The organism is Paenibacillus sp. QJM3NY_38, from assembly GCF_056173265.1.
Genome location: NZ_CM149665.1, coordinates 752637 through 773739 on the forward strand (window position 1 = coordinate 752637; position 21103 = coordinate 773739).

Consider the following 21103-nt stretch of genomic DNA (forward strand, 5'->3'; position numbering starts at 1 on the left):
AGCGAAGGAGCGATGAACATGAAGGTAGCATTAATTGGAGCAAGCGGAACGATCGGAAGACGAATTACGGAGGAAGCGCTGCGACGGGGGCACGAAGTTACTGCGATTTTGCGTAATCCGGATCGATTGGATGCAGAGCATGAGCGATTAAAGAAAGTCAAATCGGATGTAATGGATCCTTCATCATTAGAAGAGGCGATTCAAGGGCATGATGCTGTCATTAGCGCTTTCGGCCCGAAGTTCGGCCGGGAAGAGGAACTCGTTGCAGCCGCACGCACGATTATGGAGGGAACGAGACGTGGCGGCGTAACCCGCCTGTTGATCGTTGGCGGCGCAGGCAGCCTGATCGCCGATAGCGGCGTACCGCTTATGGAAACCCCGGAATTTCCGGAAGAGATCAGACCGCTTGCCCGTGCGCACGCGGATGCTTACGATCTTTATAAGGAAAGCGATCTGGAATGGACGTATGTCAGTCCGGCGGCGATCATTGAGCCGGGGAAACGTACCGGACAGTTCCGGATCGGCATGGATCGCCTGGTGACGGACGAGAGCGGAAGCAGCCGAATCTCGGTTGAAGATTTCGCGGTAGCGGTGATCGATGAGCTGGATGATCCGCAGTTTATTCAGTCCCGTTTTACCGTTGCTTATTAATAGACAGGCATCCTGAGTCGCCAATGCGTTTGCGTAGGATATATCGAAGCAAAGGGGAGAGCTTGGATGTATGTTGTGACGTCTGGACAGATGAGGGCACTCGACAACCATACGATTCATCAAATCGGCATTCCGGCCATAGCTCTGATGGAGAATGCAGGTAAGGCGATTGCCGAGGAAGTCCTGAAGCTGTGTCTGGAGCGTGATAGAGTGAGCCGTTCTCATTACGGAGCCGCTGCTGGGATAGCAGGAAAGGCTCGGTCCTTCATGTATGAGGACGGGCGGGGTGAACAGCGGCTATCCTTACCGGAGCAATCGGCAGCGGCGGAGGCTATTATCGCCGGGGATGACCTGGCTCTGGAGATGAGCCGTCCGTCGCCTGTCATCGACGGAGATGCTCGATTGCCCACCGCGCTTGCGGCGCAGGAGCACTGGCTCATTCTGGTGGGCAAGGGCAATAACGGCGGCGACGGGGCGGTCGCCGCCCGGCATTTGCGTGACGCTGGCATAAGCGTCACGCTGCTCTACGCCGCCTCGCCGTCCGCGTTAACCGGCGAGGCGGCGGTGCAGCGGGATGCCGCGGCAGCGCTTGGCATCCCGGCTCTGGTCCACGGCCGTGATGCCGTGGACTACGGCGCGTACACCGGCATCGTGGACGCGCTGCTCGGCACGGGCGCGGCGGGCGCGCCCCGCGGCGCTTACGCCGCGCTGATCCAGGCCGCCAATGACAGCGGCCTGCCGATTGTGTCCGCGGATATTCCGAGCGGACTGGACGCCGATACCGGCGCGCGGCACGAGCCGTGCATCTCGGCCGCGGTGACGGTATGCCTCGCATTCCTGAAGCGAGGCCTGGTGCAGTACCCCGGCGCCGAGGCGGCCGGCCGGGTGGTGGTCCGCTCCATCGGCATCCCGGCATTGCTGTGCCAGGAGCACGGCGTCAGCACGCATCTGCTCACCCCGCATGTCCTTCGGACCGAGCTGGGTGTGGACGTGGCCTGCTACCGCTCGCCGGATGGACATAAGGGCACCTACGGTCACGTGCTGACCGTAGGGGGCAGCCGCACGATGAGCGGTGCAGGCCTGCTCGCTTCCCGGGCAGCACTTCGTGCGGGCTGCGGCCTGGTGACCTGGGCGCTCCCTGCAAGCCTGGTGCTGCCGCTGAGCGGAGCCGCGCCCGAGGTGATGCTCGCTCCCGCCACAGACGAAGAGAGCGGAGGCTACTGGGATGAAGCCTCCGCGAAGCAGGTGCTGGAGCTCGCCAAAACCCGCGATGTGCTGGCCGTAGGTCCGGGACTTGGCCGTTTTGAAGGAGATGCCAGATGGCTTCGCCGTTTGTGGGAAGAATGGGAAGGACCGCTGGTCGTGGATGCCGATGCGCTGAATATACTGTCCGCGGCCGGTGATTTCGGAACCTGGAAGCCGCGCGGTGCAGAAACCGTGCTGACCCCGCATCCGGGGGAGATGTCCCGGCTGCTGGGCATCCCGACCGCCGAGCTGCAGCGGGACCGGATCGGTGCCGCCGCATCGTTCGCGACCGGGCACGGGGTTACCCTCGTGCTCAAGGGGGCACACACCGTCGTGGCTTCGCCGGACGGGCAAGCCTACATCAACACAACCGGCACCTCCGGCATGGCGACCGGAGGCACCGGGGACGTGCTGACCGGCATCATTGCCAGCCTGCTGGCGCAAGGATATGCCGGTCCGTCTGCAGCCGCGCTTGGCGTGTGGCTGCACGGTCGTGCCGGCGAGCGGGCCGCGCGGCACCGGGGACATCCCGCCTCTGTTATCGCCGGGGATGTCATCGAAGCACTTTGACACGAAGAGAAAGGCCCTCATCGAAGGGCCTTTTTTTCATGGATGAAAGCTATAGTCGCAGCTTGAATCAGATCACCCAGCACAACGGGGGAACGACCAAGGCAAAGAACGGGGTGGCCATAGAATTACTGGAGAACTTATGCTTCCCCCACAAGAAGATGAGCAGTGTTACAGCTCCCGCTGCCGCGCGCAGCCAGAGCTGCTCCGGATTTCCGCCTGTAAATAGGGCGAAGAACAGAAAACCGACCGCTCCGTACACAGCGGCTTGTTTAGCCTTATGCAGGGAAGGCAAGAACGAGAGTATGGCATCTGCCGCAAGGGATGCAGTCAGCGCGTAACCGTATACCCAGTGCTCTTGCGGCAGATAAAGGCCTAACCATTCCGAAGCTCGATCAGCGGCGGGAGGCCACACCCAATCGAGCAGGCTCAGCAGCAGCACAACGATGCCGGCGCTGGCCAGCTTGTTTAATGCATAAAATCCCATGTCCATCCGGCCGGACCGTTTAGGAATTCCCGTGTTCATGGTACACACCCTCTGCTTGTTATTCATAGCTTCTCGAACGCTTAAAGCACCGCTGTTAACTGGTTACCATCTGTCCCCCGTTGACGTGAATAGCCTGACCCGTGACAAAAGAGGAACAGATGGACGACGCCAAGTAAACATAGGCAGGTGCCAGCTCATAGGGTTGTGCCGCCCGCTTCATCGGTGAATCCGTTCCGAACACGGCGACCTCATCGGCTGGGAAGCTGGATGGGATGAGCGGCGTCCAGACCGAGCCGGGAGCGACGGAATTGACGCGGATGCCTTGATCGACGAGCGAAAGGGCAAGGGATCGGGTAAGGGAAACGATGGCGCCTTTAGTAGAAGAATAGTCGATGAGCTCCTTAAATCCTTGATAGGCGGTAATGGAGGCCGTGTTGATGATCGACGCCCCGGATTTCATGTGGGGCAGCGCAGCTTGGATCATGAAGAAAAAGGGAAAGATGTTCGTTTGATAGGTATGATGCAGCTGTTCCTCCGTGATGTCCAAGATGCTGCGCTGAACATACTGGACGGCATGGTTGTTTACAAGCACATCCAGCTTGCCGAAGTGGGCTATCGTCTCGTTTACTACGGCTTCGCAGTTCTTTTTATACCGCAGATCGATCTTCATTAAGAGGCAGCGTCTGCCGAGCGACTCAATCCGCTGCTTCGTCACTTCCGCATCCGAAGTTTCATATAAGTATGGGATGACCAGATCGGCACCTTCCTTGGCAAAAGCAATGGCCGCCGCTTTGCCGATGCCGCTGTCCCCTCCGGTTACAATGGCGATTTTGCCATCCAGTTTACCGCTGCCCTGGTAGGCGGGATCCTCGCTGATCGGACGCGGTGACATGAGGCTTTCAAGACCGGGCTGGCAGTTTTGATGCTGGGGAGGGAACGCGATGGGCTGTTCCTTGCATTCGGTTTTGGAGCCTACGTATGGAATGGGCTGCTGGGGATTCATTTCCTTCCTCCTTTGATATACAGAGTGTTTTCGTTGAACGCCGATGCTTTATCTCTATGCATTCGCCCAGTCGAGGGTGCCGTTTATAAACAGAATAGGAGAAAGGTCGTGCGCAAACGCGCGGAATACCGATTTTTTTACGATTTCTTTCGGGCTACTCAGTAAAAAATCTTCCCCAACCCCGCTGGAGGAGCGAAGTGTAATGGTTGGCGAATCGCCATGATTCAATTGCCGGAGCTGCTGCATTGACAAAAGCGCGGACACATTGATACGATGATACTAATTCTGACAAGTTTGCTCTGATTTATATGGGTTGACGTTCGAGATGACCTTACATAGCGATCTTATGAATGGATGAGATGGCGACACTATAAGATAAGCCGAGGTGAATGATTATGGCGAAAGCTGTTATTATTAACGGGAGTCCTACAGCCGGATCCCGGTTGAATGCGGTTATGGAGTATGCGGAGCAGGCATTGACTGATGCGAATTTCGAGGTTAGCCGGATCGACGTGGCCGCCCTGCCGCCTGAGGATTTGATTCATACCAAGTTTGAGAGTGAGCATATTGTCAAAGCGAACGGGCTTGTGGCCGAGGCCGATGCCGTGATAGTGGCAAGTCCGGTTTATAAAGCTTCGTTTACCGGTGTTCTGAAGACCTTTTTAGACCTGATTCCGCAAAAAGGCTTGGCCGGCAAAATCGTGCTTCCGATGTTTATCGGCGGCAGTCTCGCACATCTGCTGGCGATTGATTATTCGCTCAAGCCCGTGCTTTCTTCGATCGGGGCCCGTCATATTCTTGGCGGCGTGTACGCGGTGGACGCCCAGGTGGCACGTACCGAGGATGGCGGATTTGATGTAGCGGACGTGCTTCAGGAACGCTTGACCTCCGCGATGGAGGAATTAATTGAAGAAACCCGTTACCGGACAGAACGCGCATAAGGATGGCATGAGTGGACGGCAGGGATATAATAGCGATAGAGATCATATGGAGGGATACCATTTGCAAAAGCTAGTGTTTTTTGTCGGCGTGGCCGGTACAGGCAAGACAACCGTAGCCAAGAAGCTTGCAGTCCGTATACCGGCTGCATTTCTCGACCGTGATACGGTGGGGGGACGCTTTGTTGAGAAGTTCCTGGAAAGTAACGGACTGGATCCGAATGACCGCGACTCTTCCTTTTATAAAGAGAACCTGCGCGATCTGGAATATGATACGACCAAGGATATTTGCATCGAGAACCTGGGTGCCGGACAAAATGTTTTTATGATTTCTCCGTTTACCGCCGAGCTCAAGAACCGCGAATGGATTGAAGAAGTCATTGCATCGGCAGGGTTAACGAAGAGCGACGTTGACGTGAAGGTCATCGTGGTTGCGCTTAAAGATATGGATTTGCAGAAGGAGCGCATCATTGACAGACAGACCGAGCGGGATCAGTGGAAGCTGGATCATTGGGACGACTTCAAGAAGCGCGTCGATTTCGTGCCGGAAGTGAACTGGGACATTCCGCAGACGTCCATTAAGGTGTTTGATAACAGCGGCGATTTGACGGAAGAGAAGGTTGAGGAGCTCTATCAGTTTATCGTAAGCGAGTAGCATATCAGAATAACAACATTCGATATCGTATAATAAAAATGCGTCATACCAGGTGCCGGCGAGCCCTGTGATGGCGCATTTTTATTGAGTATCGACGAGGCATCAACATCTCGAGGAAAAACCTCCTGTTATGGCGTGAAAAAGGATGTTCGTATTCACCCTTCAGGGAAATGTCCCATGTTTATACTCGGAAATATCGAGTGATGGTCCTGAATTGGAACCATCGCCGGAATGATATATAGTAGAGTAGTAATTATAGGTTTCACAATCGAGGAGGGAAAGCGCTTGGATAACGCTGCTATGCTTGCCTATCTACGAAGCGTTGTGTTAATGAGGGATCGCATCCCTTCATTTCATGAATATCCTTTTAATTTGCCGGCCGTTGCGGCTTTGGACGGTCTTCATTTTCATCCCAAGGTTACTTATATCGTAGGCGAGAACGGCATGGGCAAATCTACGCTGCTGGAGGCGATTGCCACAGCCCTTGGGTTTAATCCGGAAGGAGGAACGATGAACTTCTCGTTCTCAACCGAGGAGACGCATTCCAAGCTTCATGAATACATACGAACCGTTCGAGGCGTACGCAAACCGCGGGATGGTTTTTTCTTTCGGGCGGAGAGCTATTATAACGTCGCCAGCGAGGTAGATGCATTGGAACGGGAGCGACCGGGACTTTATGATTCCTACGGCGGCAAATCGCTTCACCAGCAGTCGCATGGAGAATCGTTTTTTGCTACCTTTTTGCACCGATTCTGGGGGAATGGCTTGTACATCATGGACGAGCCGGAAGCGGCCTTGTCGCCATTTCGCCAAATGGCGCTGCTCAGACGCATCCATGACCTGGTCCAGGAAGACTCGCAGTTTATTATTTCCACCCATTCGCCAATTGTTATGGCTTATCCCGATTCCATCATCTACAAGCTGACTTCCGAAGGGGTAGAAGAGTCGAGCTTGGAGGAAACGGATCATTATATGATTACGAAGGAATTCGTGAATCGCCGGGAAGCGATGCTGCACGAATTGTTTGCAGACGATGAGGAATAAACGGGAAAGATAAGGACTTGTAAGATCGCATAGATCTTGCGAGTCCTTTTTATGTAGGAGCCTTTATCGTACCGAGCGTTTCGAGTCAGGGGAATGATTAGGAGTTTTCCATCCGTAGATATTTCTAATGTTAAGAATCATGGATATTCGAAATCCTGAAATAAACTTCGAATAATTTAAGTAATTAGTTAGTTGTACCTCAATAAATGGGATAAAATAGAATTATAATCATGAAAATGGTGTTTACAAGTTAGAATCATTGAACTAAAATAAGTAGCGAGGTGAGAAACTCTGGAGAACGGAAGAGAAGCAAGCGTCGAGAGACTCATGGAGATGTATCGTGAGTTATCGGATAAAATGACGAGCCATCGGGTCGTATCTTTTTTGAGTCACTTGAGAAAGAACGATTTAACGATGAATCAGTATAAGATCTTAAGTTTGATCGAGCAGCAGGGTCCGCTGCTTCCGAATCGGTTGGCTGAGCATATGGAGCTTAAGGCTGCAACGATCACGTATTTAGTGGACGCTCTGGGACAGCGGGGGCTGGTGGTTCGAACGCCAAATCCCAGTGATGGACGCAGCCACTATGTCAATCTTACGGCAGAAGGCCGGCAGCTTGTGCTCGATGCCCGCAGCGAAGGAGATTATGCCGTCATGGAATCCTTCAAGCAGCTGGATGAGGACGAGGCGGATAACCTGTATATTTTACTGCGATTGCTTGGCAAGAAATTATTTCCATAACACCAAAGACCAAACTCTTTGAATCCCGCCTCCAGCTCTGTTAACCAGATCCGGGCGGGGTTACTTTGTTTAGGAGGCTTCATGTGAATACACAAGATAAATCTTCATTTTGGCTTATAATGAGCGCTATCTTTTTCGGTAATTTTCTGGCGGTGCTCAGCATTACGACCATCAACGTGGCTTTTCCCGTTGTCATGGAGCAGTTCGATGCCACGCTGAGCACAACTCAATGGCTGATGGCCGGTTATTTGCTGGCAACGGGCATTGTGGCTCCCATCGTAGGTTACATGGGGGACCAGCTTAGTTATAAGAGGCTGTTTGTCCTGGCCTTGTTGGGCTTTACGCTTTCGTCGCTATTATGCGTTGTAGCCTGGAACATCGAGACTTTGATTGCTTTCCGGATTACGCAAGGCGTGTTCGGCGGGATGATTATCCCGATTACGATGACCATCATCTACCAGGTATTCCCCCGGGAGCGGCAAGCCTACGCCATGGGACTATGGAGCCTGGCCTCTATGCTGGCACCGGTGATCGGGCCGACACTTGGCGGATGGCTGGTGCAATATTTTGGATGGAAATCGATTTTCATTCTAAATATTCCGATCGGTCTGATCTCGATGGTCATCGTAAGCAAATTCATTCCTTTTTATCGACTGACCGGGAAGAAGAGGTTCGATTTCCTCGGATTCTTGACGGTGGTGGCGGGCAGTTCTCTTTTGCTGCTCTCCTTCAGCCACGGCAACGACTGGGGCTGGGGATCCTGGAAGACCCTGTCCCTGCTCATCTCCGGAATTTTACTGCTGCTGTTCTTCATTAAGTGGGAGCTGCGGGTTTCATCCCCGTTATTGCAGCTTAAAGTATTCAAATTCCCCCGATTTCGGTACAGCTTGATCCTGAACTGCATCGTGACGATATCGCTGTATACGGGAACCTTGCTGGTGCCGCTCTATTTACAGACCGTGCTGAAGCTGTCTCCGATGGATACCGGACTTATCATGCTGCCGGGCGCGGTTGTCATGGCCGCTGCTTCGCCGATTATCGGCAAATTTTACGATCGGATCGGTCCATTCCGGCTGGTGATCACGGGAGTTCTCATCATTGTGGCCGCCACGCTCGCTTTCAGCGGAATCGGCATCCATACCTCGGTTCTGTACATTTCCTTGCTGCAGCTGGTTCGCTGCCTCGGCATTGCTTTATGCAATATGCCGTTAACGAACGCAGCGATGAGCGCGGTGTCCAGCGAATATTCAGGCCACGCATCGTCCATCACGAACTGGGCGCGCCAAGGGCTCGCTTCGTTATCGATCGGCATATTCAGCGCACTGGTGGTATCCAGAACGTCCTACTACATGGGTGCGGGGGCTTCGACCCAGCGTGCGGCGACAACGATGGGCATTGATGACGTGTTTATGATCGGAACGATGGTGGCTGTTATTGCCATACCTCTTACATTTTTGTTACGGGTCAAAAAGAAAAAAACGGCTCACCCTGTTGCGCTCTGACCGGGCGTTCATCGGCCAAGTGGAGAAGATAATCCTGCGGGCCGTTGAAGCCTGGCGTAAGATAGGGAAACTCGAAAGGTATCAAGCGATTGAATGGGGTATGTTGAGCTGCATCGTTGGCGTCAAGGATAACCTCAAGCATGGGCAAATAGGACGTTAACGGGTAAGAGGGCAGCTGAAGGGCTGCTCTCTTTTTTTGCATTACACCCGTCAATGGATTGCACGAATTATGACAACGCTGTTCTTTTATTGAAATCGCGGTCTGTGGTAGGGTGAAGTATACGAATTACGAATGTGCAGGTGGTAGGAGGAGCTTATGGAATTTATACGGAAGCTGTGGATTTTCGGTTATCAGCAGGCGTTGTCCTGCATATTTCCGGTTATGATCTTCGGTGCGCTGGGACTGACCAAGGTGGTTGAGATTCCCGGCTTGGCGCGGTATGATCTCATCCTTCTCATATGTGTGCTGGCGCAAATCGGGATGCTGGTGAGCAAGCTGGAGACATGGGATGAGCTGAAGGTCATCTGCGTCTTTCACGTCATCGGTTTGATGCTGGAGCTGTATAAAGTGCATATGGGCTCGTGGTCTTACCCGGAGGAAGGCTGGAGCAAAATCGGCGGCGTCCCGCTGTACAGCGGCTTTATGTACGCCAGTGTGGCCAGTTATATATGCCAGGCATGGCGCCGAATGCATTTGCGTATAACGGGCTGGCCGCTGCCTGTGCTGACCGTGCTGATCAGCGCAGCGATCTATGCCAACTTCTTTACCCATCACTATGTGTGGGATGCACGCTGGCTTCTCACGGCATTGTTATTCGTGGTGTTCGGCAGAACCATGGTGTATTTTGACGTGGACGGAAAAACGCTGCGGATGCCGCTGGTGCTGTCGTTTCTGCTGATTGGCTTTTTTATCTGGATCGCTGAGAACATTTCTACGTTTCTTGGGGCCTGGACTTATCCGGGTCAGGAGCGCACATGGAGCCTTGTGCATATCGGCAAAATCAGCTCGTGGTTTCTGCTGGTCGTGATCAGTGTCATCATTGTAGCTCAGCTGAAGCATCTGAAGCAGGGTAGAGGACCGTCCCAAGGCAATCCGAAGGGAACGGTCATGTGAGTCAGTTTAGCGGATTTGACCATTTATGCCTAATCATATATCCTATGGTTAATTAGATGATGGAAAGCTAACGTTGCGACTCGAGCTTAAGGCAGAGACTTTGTATGAACATAGATGTTTGGCATAGATGAACCGCGCGAAGCAGAAGGGAGGAGGATCCACATGAAAAAAAGATCATTGGCGTCTTTGGCAAAAGGCATGGGATACTCCACCGCTGTTTTCTTTGATCCGTCCGATCTTGGGAGAAGTGTGTCCAAAATCGGATATTCGGGCGATCAAGGATCCTTCCATTCGATGACCGAATGAGGATGCAGTGGAATTAAACACCACAGGTCGCTTGCTTGTGGTTGCATAGATAGGCATGTACACCACAGGTGCGCTGTGGTGTTTTTTTTGTGTTTCTAATGATTCAAACAGAGGAGAGGGATACGTATGTTCATGCAAGGGAAACAGATTTATGTGAAGTCGGTAGAGGAATCGAATGTGGACGCACTTTTGAAGCTCGAGAAGGATAACCGGGATTTTTTCCAGCGGTTCACGGGCTTAAGGGAAGAGAGCTTCTACACCCATCAGGGACAGCTTGAGCGGATCCGAAAGGCCATGGAAGCCAGCAAGGCAGATCAAGGGTATGTCTATGTGATTGGGCTGCGGGACACCGGAGTGATCATCGGGGAGATTATGCTTACCGAAGTGGTGCGGGGGGATCTGCAGAGCTGCTGGATCGGTTATTTTTTGGACCAAGACCATAACGGAAAGGGTTATATGACCGAAGCGGTTCAATTGGTCGTGAAGTTTGCCTTTCAGGAATTAAAGTTTCACCGGATTGAGGCGGGCGTGATGCCGCACAACCGGCCCTCGATCCAAGTGCTTTTGAAAGCCGGATTCCATAAAGAAGGGATTGCCCGAAAAAACGTGAAAATCAACGGAACGTGGGAAGACCATCAGACACTGGCTATTTTGAATGAAGCCGATGAGCAGCAGCCGTCTTCAATTCAGCGGTACAATCCACCTGTTATTGCCCCGCCGGTCGGGCCTTATACCCATATAACCAAGGTTCCGAGAGGGAGCGAGCTGCTGGTCTTCTCCGGTCAGGTGGGAACCGACAGTGAGGGGAATCTGCCGGACGATATGAAGCAGCAGGTGGAGAACACCTTGGCGAATATTGAGAGGTTGTTGGCTGCGGAAGCGATATCGGCGGATCATATCGTCAAAATCAACATTTGGGCAGCTCAGGAGGTCGACTGGGATCATTTCCATCAGGTATGGGAGAAATTCCACGGAGGGAAGGCGCCGGCCATGACGATGGCCTACGTGCCGGCATTGGCGATGCCGTCCATTCTGGTGGAGATCGAGGTATGGGCAGCAAAGGGATAGCATTGATGAACCGTAAGTAAGAGCTGTAGACTTGGACTGCGGCCGATCATATGCAGTTACAAAAAAACCTCCGTGGATTCCTGTTAAGGGATTACGGAGGTTTGTGATATGGAGAGGAGCTTATAGATCGTCAAACCCGTTGTCGTCGCCAACTTTGCCGTAGTTTCGGGATTTGGCTTCGAAAAAGTCGGTCTTCGTCGCGTTGAGGGCTTCATCGGAGAAAGGCTTGATCCATGGCATGCAGTTAACGTCCACGCCTTCATAAGCTTTTTCCAGACCCATCATGGTGATACGACGGTTCGCGATGTACTTGATGTAATCGCCCAATTCGTTCAGATCGATGCCGCGCACATTGCTGAGTGTGTAGTGAGCCCAGTTGGTCTCAAGCTCAACCGCACGATCGATGGTGCGGTACAGGTAGTCGATGTTCTCTTTCGTGTTCAGCTCAGGGAAATCCTTGAGCAGCTGCTTGAACACTTCGGCGAAGAAGTAGCAGTGCTGGTTCTCATCACGCTGAATATAGGAAATCATCTGGCTGGTTGCCATCATCTTCTGGTCACGAGCCAGGTTGTAGAAGAAGGCAAACGTGCTGTAGAAGAAGATGCCTTCCAGGATCAGGTCCGCCACCATGGCTTCGAAGAAGGACTGCGGCGACGGATTGTCACGGAAGTTTTGATAGATGTCCGAAATGAACTGATTGCGCTCTAGCAGAACCGGATCATGCTTCCAGTACTCGAAGATTTCCTTCTGTTCCTGATCCGAAACGATGGAAGAGAGCACATAGGAATAGGATTGGTTGTGAACCACCTCTTGCTGACCGATGATGGCCGAGATGGCTTCGAGCGATGAATCCGTGAAGTATCGCTTCACGTCGCTCACAAACATCGTCTGCATGGAATCCAATACTGCCAGCAGGGAGATGTTGATCTTGAAGGTGCGCTGCTCTTCAGGGTCCAGGCGCGGGAACTGCTGCGCATCCTTGGACATCGGAATCTCGTCTGCGATCCAGTGGTTCAGCAGCAGGACCTTGTACAGCTTGTACATATGAGGCATCCGAATGTCGTTCCAGTTCAGGATCCCGGAGCATTCACCTTCAATAACACGCGTGGAGCGGTTGGGTGCTTCGGTGTTAAATATCTTTTGCATTTGCATGCCGATTTTCTCTCCTTGTATATCATAGTAGGGCGGCGCTTAGGCGAAGCTGAGGGATACTGGTCCGCATATTCACGGGACGGGTATCGCACCGGGACGGGTATCCATCTCGAGCCGCTTGTTGTCCGCCCTTTGCCTTGAATATATTTTTAAGGTTGCAAAGGGCTCCCAAAGGCGGACGTAAACTCTTCCGATTGGATACCCTTACCCTTGTAGTCTTCTATTTAGAAAGCTTATCCACTTCTGCTGTGCGGGAACACCCGCATGCAGCTGTTCGATGCTTGTTTGCACCGCATGAGAAGCGATTCCCAAAGGGAGAGCGATCCACGCAGGCAGTAACTCAACAAATCGCACGAAGTAGCTCATTAGCTTCGCACCACATGAGAAGCGATTCCCAAAGGGAGAGCGATCCCAGCAGGCAGTAACTCAAAAACCGCACGAAGTAACTTATTAGCCTCGCACCACATGAAAAGTGATTCCCAAAGGGAGAGCGATCCACGCAGGCAGTAACTCAAAAAATCGCACGAAGTAACTCATTAGCTTCGCACAATATTCCAGCGTTCCCGTAGGGAGAAAGCGCTCCTAGCCACCAAAGTAACGTAGAAGCGTCTCATTCACACCTTGAACCCCTTACGGGTGTCCAGAGGGCAGCGCCCTTGGGGCCCTCCCTTGGAAGGGAGGGTTTGGGTGGGTTCGAAAAAGGTTAGACTAAACTCTTAGCTTGCGCACGACTCGCACTCTTCTATCGTCAGCGCACGGCTGCGTACATAGTACGTGGACTTGATACCGGCTTTCCAAGCATGCAGGTGCAGCTCCAGGAATTCCGAAGCACGGATATCAGGGCGGACATACAGGTTAAAGCTTTGCGCCTGGTCAACGTGACGCTGACGGGCGGCAGCCATTTTGATGGACCAATGCTGGTCGATCAAGAAAGCCGTTTTATAGTACCAGATCGTTTTTTCGGACAGATCCGGAGCCGGGTTAGCCACTTTATAGGTGGTTTTTTCTTCATAAGAAAGAAGTTCGTACAATGGATCGATGCTCGCCGTGGAACCCGCGATGATCGAGGTGGAGCCGTTCGGTGCGATGGCAAACAGCCATGCGTTACGGACACCGTTCGCTTGTACTTCTTGCTGCAATTCGCGCCATTGTTCGGTGGTTACGAACTTGCCTTCATGCTCGCCGTCGGTGTAACCGCGGAACGTGAAGTACTCGCCGCTCTCCCAGTCGGAGCCTTTGAATTTCGGATAATGGCCTTTTTCCTTGGCCAGCTCCATGCTGGATTTAACGAGCAGGTAGTTGATGTGTTCATACAGGTTGTCATTATAGGCAACGGCTTCGTCGGATTCCCAGCGAATGCCTTCCAGCGCCAGCAAGTGGTGCAGACCGAAGGTGCCGAGACCGACCGCACGATATTGACTGTTGGTATATTGCGCTTGCAGAACTTCAATATTGTTAATGTCGATGACGTTATCCAGCATGCGAACCTGGATTGGAACGAGACGCTCCAGCACACCGGCAGGTACAGCACGAGCCAAGTGGATGGAGTTCAGGTTGCAGACAACGAAATCGCCAGGGATTTTGGAAATAACGATCCGGGTTTGTCCATCTTTCGTAACCAGCTCCTCTTGCTCAACGACTGTCGGAGATTGGTTCTGCATGATCTCCGTGCACAGGTTGGAAGAGTAGATCATGCCATGCGCAGAGTTCGGGTTCGCACGGTTGACCGTGTCGCGGTAGAACATGTACGGTGTACCCGTTTCAAGCTGGGATTTCATGATGCGCTTCATAATGTCGATGGCTTGTACCGTAATGCGTGGCAGCAGCGGGTTTGCTACAGCTTCAGCATACTTTTGACGGAATTCGCCTTCGCCTTGTCCTTGATCATAGAAGTCTTCCAGGCCCAGCGGACGGCCATTCTCGTCTTTCCAGCCCATGATTTTCTTCACTTCGTGCGGACAGAACAAGCTCCACTCTTCACGTGCTTCTACAGCCTCCATGAACAAGTCAGGCAGACATACGCCATGGAACACGTCATGTGCTCTCATACGCTCGTCACCGTTGTTCAGCTTCAGATCCAGGAAGGACAGAATGTCTTTGTGGAACACATCCAGATAAACCGCGATGGCACCTTTACGGGTTCCCAATTGGTCAACGCTAACAGCGGTGTTGTTCAACTGGCGAATCCAAGGGATAACGCCGGAGCTGGTATTCTTGTGACCGCGGATGTCAGAGCCGCGTGCACGGACTTTACCGAGGTATACCCCGATGCCGCCGCCCATTTTGCTGAGACGGGCGATATCCGTATTGGAATCGAAGATCCCCTCCAGGGAGTCGTCCACGGTATCGATGAAGCAGCTGGAAAGCTGGCCGGCTACCTTTTTGCCTGCATTGGACATTGTCGGCGTAGCCGCCGTCATGTACAGGTTACTCATGGCCCAGTAGGCTTCTTTGACAAGGTCGAGACGCTTGTCGGCAGGCTCGTTATGCATGAGGAACATCGCGATGACCATGTAACGTTCTTGCGGAAGTTCCATAACGCGACCATCAAAATCGTTTGCCAGGTAACGCTCAGCCAGCGTCAACAGACCGATGTAATCAAACAGCAGATCACGGCTTGGATCGATGCACTCGCCGAGTTCTTCGATTTGTTCTTTGGTATAGCTGGTCAGAAGATCCTCGCGATAGATGCCTTTTTGTACAAGTTCCGTAATGAGCGGATAGAAGGCACCGTATGGTTCTTCCGGGTAGGCTTTGTATCGGCGGTTGGTGGCCGCTTTTTTATATAAAGAGGTCAGAAACGAACGCGCAGCTGCAAACTTCCAATTCGGTTCCTCTTTGGTGACAAGCTCAAGGGCGGACATCGTGAAGGCGTTGCTGATTTCTTCGCCGGTAACTTGCTCGCCGCGCAATTTGGCATTGACGCCGCGAAGCAGGCGTTCTTTATCGAGCATGTCCAATCCTTTCAGAGTCCGATCGGCATAGACGGAGAGGCGAATTTCATCAAAGGCGAGCTGACGGTTGTTCGGTTTAACTACGAGCTGGGGCATGAATAAATTCCTCGCTTTCTTCGGGGGAAATATGAAAAAGGACATCAAAAAAACATTTTCTGAAACCCGCGGGCAGGCTTGAAAATGTCCGTGCGCTGTGATTCGAAAATGACGTTTGCCATAAGCCCATGAACGGGCATGATGTTATGTACAGACGCAAGTTTAACGAACACTTACCTAAAACCCCGTAGGTTGGTGTCTACTGCATATAGGCAGGTCTCCTGACTTGAGCTTCTTCCCTCGGCATTGCCTTTCCCGAAACATTGCTCCGGTTCCTCGGTGGCATATGTCGGATGTGGACGGCTGATAGATCATAAACAGCCTTAGAGCCCTTACAGTGGCGGGACCGTGATGGATTTACACCATGCTTCCCTATTAAGCCGGACTGCCTTATAGGTTGATCCGGCACCTATACACACTATATTTGGTTGTTGTTAATCTAATTTAACCCAATATATTGTGTTTGTAAACCATATTCTTAAAATTGAACGCAAAATGAATTATAGCAAACGAGCGGTCATTGTGCCAGTTAAGAAACTGCCAAAAGGCCATAACATTTCCGGAATTGTGACCAAATGCGACCTTTTCTGCGCAGATACCACGTATATTATCGTTTTGACAAAATAGGATATATTCGTATGGACGAAACGAGGAAGGTACACCATATCTTGTGTGAAGCTAAAGGCAGACGGACTTTGATATGGAGGGCCAGAATTGTTATGATAACAGTATTCGGAAATTTAGAGCATACCATATAATTGGGATGGGAACGAGGGAGGTTTTTAAGATGGCAATAGCGGAGGTAACGGTGATTCCAATCGGAACCGCAACAACGAGTTTGAGCTCTTATGTTGCTGAGATGCAGCGTGTATTGAAACAACAGGATGGAATATCCTATGAGCTGACTTCAATGAGCACCATCATTGAGGGAGAGCTTAACATGATCTGGCGGGCGATTGAGGCTTTGCATGAAGCGCCTTTTCTGTCCGGTGCGCAGCGCGTATCGACTTCCGTGAAGATCGACGACCGCAGGGATCAAGTTTCCTCAAGCAAACAGAAGATCCAGTCCGTGCAGGAGAAATTAGGCGGGTAATGCCGCCAGTTTCGGGGGATATTTCCGTAAGAATTGGGCTTGCATTTTGCTGCTGAAGTATTATAATAATTTTTGTTGTTTCGTGAGGAATAACATCGAATCACATGTGCTGGTGTAGCTCAGGGGTAGAGCAACGCACTCGTAATGCGTAGGTCGGGGGTTCAATTCCCTTCACCAGCATCTTTATAAAGTCAATAACGGCGCGGTTTTCTGAGTTTTCGGAATCGCGCCATTTTTGTTGTTTAACCCGTTCTTCTACCATTTTTCTACCCTTTAGTCTGATGAAGACTTTTCCTTTTCACTTTGAAGAACAACCAACAATCGTCTTCCTTCTACATTGTTTGGGTTTAGGCCAACTCAACAGTGACACTTCCCTATGGATGGTTATAGTGTACGTGAATCATCAAAATGAGAAATGGATTGGTGTCATAGTGAACTTGAATTAGGTGAGTGGTGAGGGCGAAAGAAGTTTGCTATAGAAAGCCAGAAAGAAAATGACACGACAAAAGGAACCTCTGTCTATGCCAGCAGGTTCCTTTTGTCGTCTAGTCGGATTAATCGACTCACATGCTTTATTTCCTCTAATGGAACCCAGACTGGCCCATAAGCACTCCGCATCTCCAAGCGATCTGTACAAGCATCTGGTATGCCTTGTAATACTTCGCCATTGATGAGGTATATCGTCACGATATGCTTCTTCTGAATGGCTATTTTTAGTTCTTTATCCCACATTTGATTGATCACGCACCCATGACTAAAGTAATGAAGTCAGTATATCAAAGTCAGGTAAAATTTACTATGGTTCATTTGAACACGAGTAGATGTTATCTGAAAAAATGGGGATTCCAGACGGTAAGTTAGCAGACGGAGTGATTTATGTACCTCTCCGGGCTGCTGGCGAGGTGCTCGGAGTCAACGTGGCTGGGATAACAAAACTAAAATGAAAGCTAGAGTACTAATAGAATATAAGATCCTGCTGGCTTATTGACAGGCAGTTTTTTGTTATATCTAAGGGTCTCAGCTAAATTTTTCATCAAGTCAAAGTACACCAAAAGTCAAGGAGCGGGACTCGCGAAAGGGAACCCTGCTGCTGCAAAGTGTGTTGACTCAAAGGACCGATCTTGACCAAGATGGACTCTGAGATTGGTGAAAGAATGATAAAATCCCGCTCGAATGAGCAGGATTTTATTATATTGCTTCAACGTTCTCTTTAATGACGTTCCGGATTGCGACGTCTCAGACCTACGAGGCCAGCAAGACCGAGTAAACCGAGCCAACCCCAGTCAGTATCGTTGTCATTGCCTACAGCATTGGTGTTATAGCCGTTTGTGTTCACGTTATTGGTTCTCATATCGTTTGAATTCATGTTGTTGTTTTCTGCAAAAGCAGGAACCGCAAGAATCAAAGCAATACTTATACCGGCTAAAAATGTGGCGAGGATTTTCTTCATGATTTGAACTCCTTTCCGTAATTATGTTGATTTCTATCGGGACAGGTACCAGAATTATGGTGCCCTTTACAGATATTATTATTCGTTACTGAGCAACGAAGGAAGTATCTCAAAAAAGACAGAAAAGCAGCCTCAGAAATGGCCAGCACTATCATTTTTTGAAGGTTATACCACTGTAGATGTTAAGATTCCATATCCTTATCGTTATAGTGGAAATATGGATATGAACTGGGCTAAACAGTAATCGCATCTTCGATAGTTCTTGCTTTTATAAAATATGTCCTTGACTATTACCTCTTGCCTTTGCGTTATCAGACGCCCTTACATACTATGTATTATTCCAATTAGGAAGGGGTAGGGAAAAATGAGTGGATACGAAGGTTCTGGGTATGGAAGTAGTATTGGTGTTATTCTCGTTCTCTTTATTCTACTTGTAATTATACTGCGTACATGGGGATTTTAAGTAAATACCTTGTATAAGGACCCCGCTTACGTGAATTGAATGTTCCAGGATTATATTTGAAGGCATCCAGAAATCTGGATGCCTTTTCCATAACACAGTGCAATCAGAGAGAGGGTTCTTTTGTCGATTGTTTCATGGTTTCATTTCATAGATTAGTAGTCCAATTCATTCTCGCAGACGCTGCATATAATGCAATATCTTCTGTGAAGGGAGGATTTCTTATGAAAAAACATCATCATAAGGTTAAAGTTATCGTCCTCAAACCTGGACAAAAAATCATCGTAAAGTGTAAAAAGCATAAGAAGAATCACGCATAAAAAGTCTGTAATGCAGTGGTGAACCTTAACAGAGGTTCACCACTATCCATAGAGCTGCAACTTGAGAATGAAATGGAATTGACTATCTGCCGCTTTTCCGTTGATAGGATGTATAACCATTGAAAAAGGCGAGAAGGTGTGTGTGGGCTCGTTATTATGCTTGGAAAGAGGGATCATAGCAGAACAATCAGAATTCCTGCCACGAATAAAATGGATCCGAGAACCAGCAGAAGAAGCCCGCTGGATTTAATATGTTGAATGTAGTCCGAACTTGGCTCAGAATCATACTTTACTTTCCAGATTCTATATAAGGAACCCCATGTAGGTTTGCGTATTCTCAATACACCACGTACCAAAAAAACGACAGCAAACACGATAAGTACAAATCCAGATATATTAACCAGCTCCTCACCAAAAGCTCAATGAAAATAGTTAATCCGAGTAATACATATTACAAGCTAAAAAGGTGGATAATTCCACCAGAGCTCCAGTTCATCCGGATTGCTATTTCGTCGGATTTCTGAATACTAATAGATCAAGCCTGATATGAATGGCATCGACGAACATAGAGACTGTATCTAGGCCATCCAATATAGGCTTAAGCAAACACCGAATGTACCAGATTGGAGTATCTTATATATTATACTCGTCCTTGCAGTAGGACTTACAGTTGCTTGCCTAATATAAGCGTGGAAGCATTGGTGGAAGGAATTGCTGCAGTTGCCTTCGCTGTAATGGATCACCGGGCTATTCAACAACCTACAAAGGCGGTGAATGATCGTGAAAAAGGTTTGGATTGACGCAGGGCATGGCGGGAAGGATTCCGGAGCAACCGGAAATGGCCTGCAGGAGAAAGACGTCGTGTTAGCGGTGTCTCTTGCTGTGAAGAAACGATTGGAAGCTGATTATGGCGATGTCCAAGTACTACTCTCCCGGTCTTCAGATGTGTTCCTTGAATTGGCTGAACGGACTCATAAGGCAAACGCTGCTGGCGCAGATATCCTAGTTAGCATCCATTGTAACGCGGGTGGAGGTGCAGGGGGCTTTGAGTCATATCGATATACCTCGGCAAGCTCCGGTTCGGTAAAATTGCAGAACGTTATGCATACGGAGGTCATGAATGCCATTAAATCCTTCGGAGTCATCGATCGGGGTCAGAAGGCCGCTAACTTGCATATGGTCCGTGAATCTAAAATGCCTGCTGTCTTAACCGAAAACTTGTTTATCGATGTCGCGGCAGATGCAGCCAAGCTTAAACGGCAGGATGTAATAGATTCTATTGCGATCGGGCATGTAAATGGCATTGCTAAATATTTGGGGCTTCAGAAGAAAGAGGGGGCTGGTACAGTGGAGGATAAGGTACATGTCGTCGTCAACGGAAAGCAGATCGCGGATGGCAAGCTTGAGAATGGCGTGACCTATGTGCCGCTTCGGGCCATCGGTGAAGCATTAGGGGCCAAAGTGAGCTGGGATAATAAGACCAAGACGGCTACAGTTACGACCGAATAAATACCTGATTATTTGGAGATAGGAAGTATGGTTCTCTTCCATGATATGCAAACCTCCACCTGTTGGGGGTGTGCAAAAGAGCAGTGCTATTTGTGCCCCATCGAACAATTTATGTCCCTTTAATCCTAATTTAAGCTTCCATTAATATTCGGAGCTTATGATATAAGCACCCCTTAAAAAATATATCAGAAGCCCTTCTAACATCGGTTAGAGGGGCTTCTTTGGTTGTCTTCCCTCATCTGAGGTAAAGTCCAGGCTTTTGGATGACTATTTACAATCCCAGCCATTTCGTGATATAAGCCGATACGGCTAATTCCTGGAAATCCTGCCAGCTGCGAAATGGGGTATGCTCAACGATAAACGGGTTAATCGTATGTCCTTGTATGAATTCGTCAAACTCTTCATCTGTGCTTCCCTCATAACCTGCGGCTTTCAGCAAGTGACCGATTGAAGAAAACTTGGTATGTCTTTGAATAAATGATTCCGAGAACAATTCTTCCACGGGCACTTCTTGTTTCATGTCCGAGAGCCTTGCGGCATTTTCGCGAATTTCTGATAGCTTCTCTTCATCCAGTCCGTCTAATCCACTGATCCCAGTATTCATTATGCCCACCTCCAAAAAGTTGCACGTCACTCTATTATACATATACGAGTATGCTGAATTATCGGATTCGCTTTTTTTTGAAGCAGGTATTGACTTGCTATTTTTATATAAAGGGAGAAGGTTTATTACATATTTATAATTATT

At 50.1% G+C, this 21103-nt stretch carries 20 protein-coding genes, 1 tRNA gene and 1 riboswitch; of the genes, 14 read left to right on the forward strand and 7 right to left on the reverse strand.

Annotated features, from left to right (window positions below; genetic code table 11):
- The first annotated feature begins 18 nt into the window (after positions 1 to 18).
- Together AC0VZ8_RS03340 and AC0VZ8_RS03345 are read left to right on the forward strand one after the other, a co-directional pair.
- Positions 19 to 651, forward strand: coding sequence for an NAD(P)-dependent oxidoreductase (locus AC0VZ8_RS03340; protein WP_071222135.1), 633 nt, complete (start codon positions 19 to 21; stop codon positions 649 to 651).
- Positions 652 to 717: 66 nt separating this feature from the next.
- Positions 718 to 2466 (forward strand): NAD(P)H-hydrate dehydratase, encoded by a 1749-nt coding sequence (locus AC0VZ8_RS03345; RefSeq protein ID WP_475486046.1) that lies wholly within the window; start codon positions 718 to 720, stop codon positions 2464 to 2466.
- Between the two features lie 67 nt (positions 2467 to 2533).
- On the opposite strand, the gene AC0VZ8_RS03350 is transcribed toward AC0VZ8_RS03345, so the two are convergent.
- Both AC0VZ8_RS03350 and AC0VZ8_RS03355 read right to left on the reverse strand, forming a co-directional pair.
- Complete coding sequence (locus AC0VZ8_RS03350) at positions 2534 to 2989, reverse strand: hypothetical protein (protein WP_475486047.1); 456 nt, start codon at positions 2987 to 2989, stop codon at positions 2534 to 2536.
- Positions 2990 to 3044: 55 nt separating this feature from the next.
- A complete protein-coding gene (locus AC0VZ8_RS03355) occupies positions 3045 to 3953 on the reverse strand; it encodes an SDR family oxidoreductase (protein WP_475486048.1) in 909 nt (302 codons plus the stop codon).
- Positions 3954 to 4348: 395 nt separating this feature from the next.
- Between AC0VZ8_RS03355 and ssuE the strand changes: the two genes are divergently transcribed.
- The 8 genes from ssuE (at position 4349) to AC0VZ8_RS03395 (ending at position 11321) form a co-directional block, all read left to right on the forward strand.
- A complete protein-coding gene (gene ssuE, locus AC0VZ8_RS03360; RefSeq protein ID WP_071222129.1) occupies positions 4349 to 4894 on the forward strand; it encodes an NADPH-dependent FMN reductase in 546 nt (181 codons plus the stop codon).
- A 61-nt stretch (positions 4895 to 4955) separates the two neighbouring features.
- A complete protein-coding gene (locus AC0VZ8_RS03365) occupies positions 4956 to 5546 on the forward strand; it encodes a P-loop nucleotide/nucleoside kinase family protein (protein WP_071222319.1) in 591 nt (196 codons plus the stop codon).
- A gap of 285 nt (positions 5547 to 5831) precedes the next feature.
- Positions 5832 to 6590 carry an AAA family ATPase gene (locus AC0VZ8_RS03370; protein WP_201259422.1) on the forward strand — a complete coding sequence of 253 codons (759 nt, stop codon included), beginning with the start codon at positions 5832 to 5834 and terminating at the stop codon, positions 6588 to 6590.
- 333 nt (positions 6591 to 6923) lie between these two features.
- Positions 6924 to 7331, forward strand: coding sequence for a MarR family winged helix-turn-helix transcriptional regulator (locus tag AC0VZ8_RS03375; RefSeq protein WP_235613203.1), 408 nt, complete (start codon positions 6924 to 6926; stop codon positions 7329 to 7331).
- Positions 7332 to 7414: 83 nt separating this feature from the next.
- Positions 7415 to 8833: an MDR family MFS transporter gene (locus AC0VZ8_RS03380; protein WP_475486049.1), complete on the forward strand. Its 1419-nt coding sequence runs from the start codon at positions 7415 to 7417 to the stop codon at positions 8831 to 8833.
- Between the two features lie 316 nt (positions 8834 to 9149).
- The gene (locus AC0VZ8_RS03385; protein WP_071222126.1) at positions 9150 to 9947 is read left to right on the forward strand and encodes a DUF817 domain-containing protein; all 798 of its coding nucleotides are present in this window, start codon (positions 9150 to 9152) and stop codon (positions 9945 to 9947) included.
- Between the two features lie 162 nt (positions 9948 to 10109).
- Entirely contained in the window at positions 10110 to 10253 is a 144-nt protein-coding gene (locus AC0VZ8_RS03390) for a hypothetical protein (protein WP_260068482.1), read from the forward strand.
- Positions 10254 to 10379: 126 nt separating this feature from the next.
- Positions 10380 to 11321, forward strand: a complete 942-nt coding sequence (locus AC0VZ8_RS03395) for a GNAT family N-acetyltransferase (protein ID WP_475486050.1) — start codon at positions 10380 to 10382, stop codon at positions 11319 to 11321.
- Positions 11322 to 11441: 120 nt separating this feature from the next.
- Here AC0VZ8_RS03395 and AC0VZ8_RS03400 read toward each other — a convergent pair whose 3' ends face one another.
- Positions 11442 to 12473, reverse strand: a complete 1032-nt coding sequence (locus tag AC0VZ8_RS03400) for a ribonucleotide-diphosphate reductase subunit beta (RefSeq protein WP_071222122.1) — start codon at positions 12471 to 12473, stop codon at positions 11442 to 11444.
- A 716-nt stretch (positions 12474 to 13189) separates the two neighbouring features.
- Positions 13190 to 15523 carry a ribonucleoside-diphosphate reductase subunit alpha gene (locus tag AC0VZ8_RS03405; protein ID WP_071222121.1) on the reverse strand — a complete coding sequence of 778 codons (2334 nt, stop codon included), beginning with the start codon at positions 15521 to 15523 and terminating at the stop codon, positions 13190 to 13192.
- Between the two features lie 194 nt (positions 15524 to 15717).
- A riboswitch (cobalamin riboswitch) is annotated at positions 15718 to 15951 on the reverse strand.
- 359 nt (positions 15952 to 16310) lie between these two features.
- On the opposite strand from AC0VZ8_RS03405, the gene AC0VZ8_RS03410 reads away from it, so the two are divergent.
- Together AC0VZ8_RS03410 and AC0VZ8_RS03415 are read left to right on the forward strand one after the other, a co-directional pair.
- Complete coding sequence (locus AC0VZ8_RS03410) at positions 16311 to 16616, forward strand: MTH1187 family thiamine-binding protein (RefSeq protein WP_071222119.1); 306 nt, start codon at positions 16311 to 16313, stop codon at positions 16614 to 16616.
- A gap of 108 nt (positions 16617 to 16724) precedes the next feature.
- Positions 16725 to 16796, forward strand: a tRNA-Thr gene (locus tag AC0VZ8_RS03415).
- 1030 nt (positions 16797 to 17826) lie between these two features.
- Here AC0VZ8_RS03415 and AC0VZ8_RS03420 read toward each other — a convergent pair.
- The gene (locus AC0VZ8_RS03420) at positions 17827 to 18066 is read right to left on the reverse strand and encodes a WGxxGxxG family protein (RefSeq protein WP_216532661.1); all 240 of its coding nucleotides are present in this window, start codon (positions 18064 to 18066) and stop codon (positions 17827 to 17829) included.
- A gap of 364 nt (positions 18067 to 18430) precedes the next feature.
- Between AC0VZ8_RS03420 and AC0VZ8_RS03425 the strand changes: the two genes are divergently transcribed.
- The gene (locus tag AC0VZ8_RS03425) at positions 18431 to 18529 is read left to right on the forward strand and encodes a YjcZ family sporulation protein (protein WP_074961926.1); all 99 of its coding nucleotides are present in this window, start codon (positions 18431 to 18433) and stop codon (positions 18527 to 18529) included.
- A 490-nt stretch (positions 18530 to 19019) separates the two neighbouring features.
- On the opposite strand, the gene AC0VZ8_RS03430 is transcribed toward AC0VZ8_RS03425, so the two are convergent.
- A complete protein-coding gene (locus AC0VZ8_RS03430) occupies positions 19020 to 19220 on the reverse strand; it encodes a DUF6199 family natural product biosynthesis protein (RefSeq protein WP_475486051.1) in 201 nt (66 codons plus the stop codon).
- A gap of 406 nt (positions 19221 to 19626) precedes the next feature.
- Here AC0VZ8_RS03430 and AC0VZ8_RS03435 point away from each other — a divergent pair, with 406 nt between their 5' ends.
- Complete coding sequence (locus AC0VZ8_RS03435) at positions 19627 to 20355, forward strand: N-acetylmuramoyl-L-alanine amidase (RefSeq protein ID WP_071222317.1); 729 nt, start codon at positions 19627 to 19629, stop codon at positions 20353 to 20355.
- 271 nt (positions 20356 to 20626) lie between these two features.
- Here AC0VZ8_RS03435 and AC0VZ8_RS03440 read toward each other — a convergent pair whose 3' ends face one another.
- Positions 20627 to 20959 carry a hypothetical protein gene (locus tag AC0VZ8_RS03440; protein WP_071222114.1) on the reverse strand — a complete coding sequence of 111 codons (333 nt, stop codon included), beginning with the start codon at positions 20957 to 20959 and terminating at the stop codon, positions 20627 to 20629.
- Between the last annotated feature and the right edge of the window lie 144 nt (positions 20960 to 21103).

Coding starts and splice junctions, on each gene's coding strand:
- AC0VZ8_RS03375 (WP_235613203.1), top strand. CDS start 6,924: ATGTATCGTGAGTTATCGGATAAAATGACGAGCCATCGGGTCGTATCT.
- AC0VZ8_RS03340 (WP_071222135.1), top strand. CDS start 19: ATGAAGGTAGCATTAATTGGAGCAAGCGGAACGATCGGAAGACGAATT.
- AC0VZ8_RS03385 (WP_071222126.1), top strand. CDS start 9,150: ATGGAATTTATACGGAAGCTGTGGATTTTCGGTTATCAGCAGGCGTTG.
- AC0VZ8_RS03395 (WP_475486050.1), top strand. CDS start 10,380: ATGTTCATGCAAGGGAAACAGATTTATGTGAAGTCGGTAGAGGAATCG.
- ssuE (WP_071222129.1), top strand. CDS start 4,349: ATGGCGAAAGCTGTTATTATTAACGGGAGTCCTACAGCCGGATCCCGG.
- AC0VZ8_RS03355 (WP_475486048.1), bottom strand. CDS start 3,953: ATGAATCCCCAGCAGCCCATTCCATACGTAGGCTCCAAAACCGAATGC.
- AC0VZ8_RS03405 (WP_071222121.1), bottom strand. CDS start 15,523: ATGCCCCAGCTCGTAGTTAAACCGAACAACCGTCAGCTCGCCTTTGAT.
- AC0VZ8_RS03420 (WP_216532661.1), bottom strand. CDS start 18,066: ATGAAGAAAATCCTCGCCACATTTTTAGCCGGTATAAGTATTGCTTTG.
- AC0VZ8_RS03400 (WP_071222122.1), bottom strand. CDS start 12,473: ATGCAAATGCAAAAGATATTTAACACCGAAGCACCCAACCGCTCCACG.
- AC0VZ8_RS03410 (WP_071222119.1), top strand. CDS start 16,311: ATGGCAATAGCGGAGGTAACGGTGATTCCAATCGGAACCGCAACAACG.
- AC0VZ8_RS03345 (WP_475486046.1), top strand. CDS start 718: ATGTATGTTGTGACGTCTGGACAGATGAGGGCACTCGACAACCATACG.
- AC0VZ8_RS03390 (WP_260068482.1), top strand. CDS start 10,110: ATGAAAAAAAGATCATTGGCGTCTTTGGCAAAAGGCATGGGATACTCC.
- AC0VZ8_RS03425 (WP_074961926.1), top strand. CDS start 18,431: ATGAGTGGATACGAAGGTTCTGGGTATGGAAGTAGTATTGGTGTTATT.
- AC0VZ8_RS03350 (WP_475486047.1), bottom strand. CDS start 2,989: ATGAACACGGGAATTCCTAAACGGTCCGGCCGGATGGACATGGGATTT.
- AC0VZ8_RS03440 (WP_071222114.1), bottom strand. CDS start 20,959: ATGAATACTGGGATCAGTGGATTAGACGGACTGGATGAAGAGAAGCTA.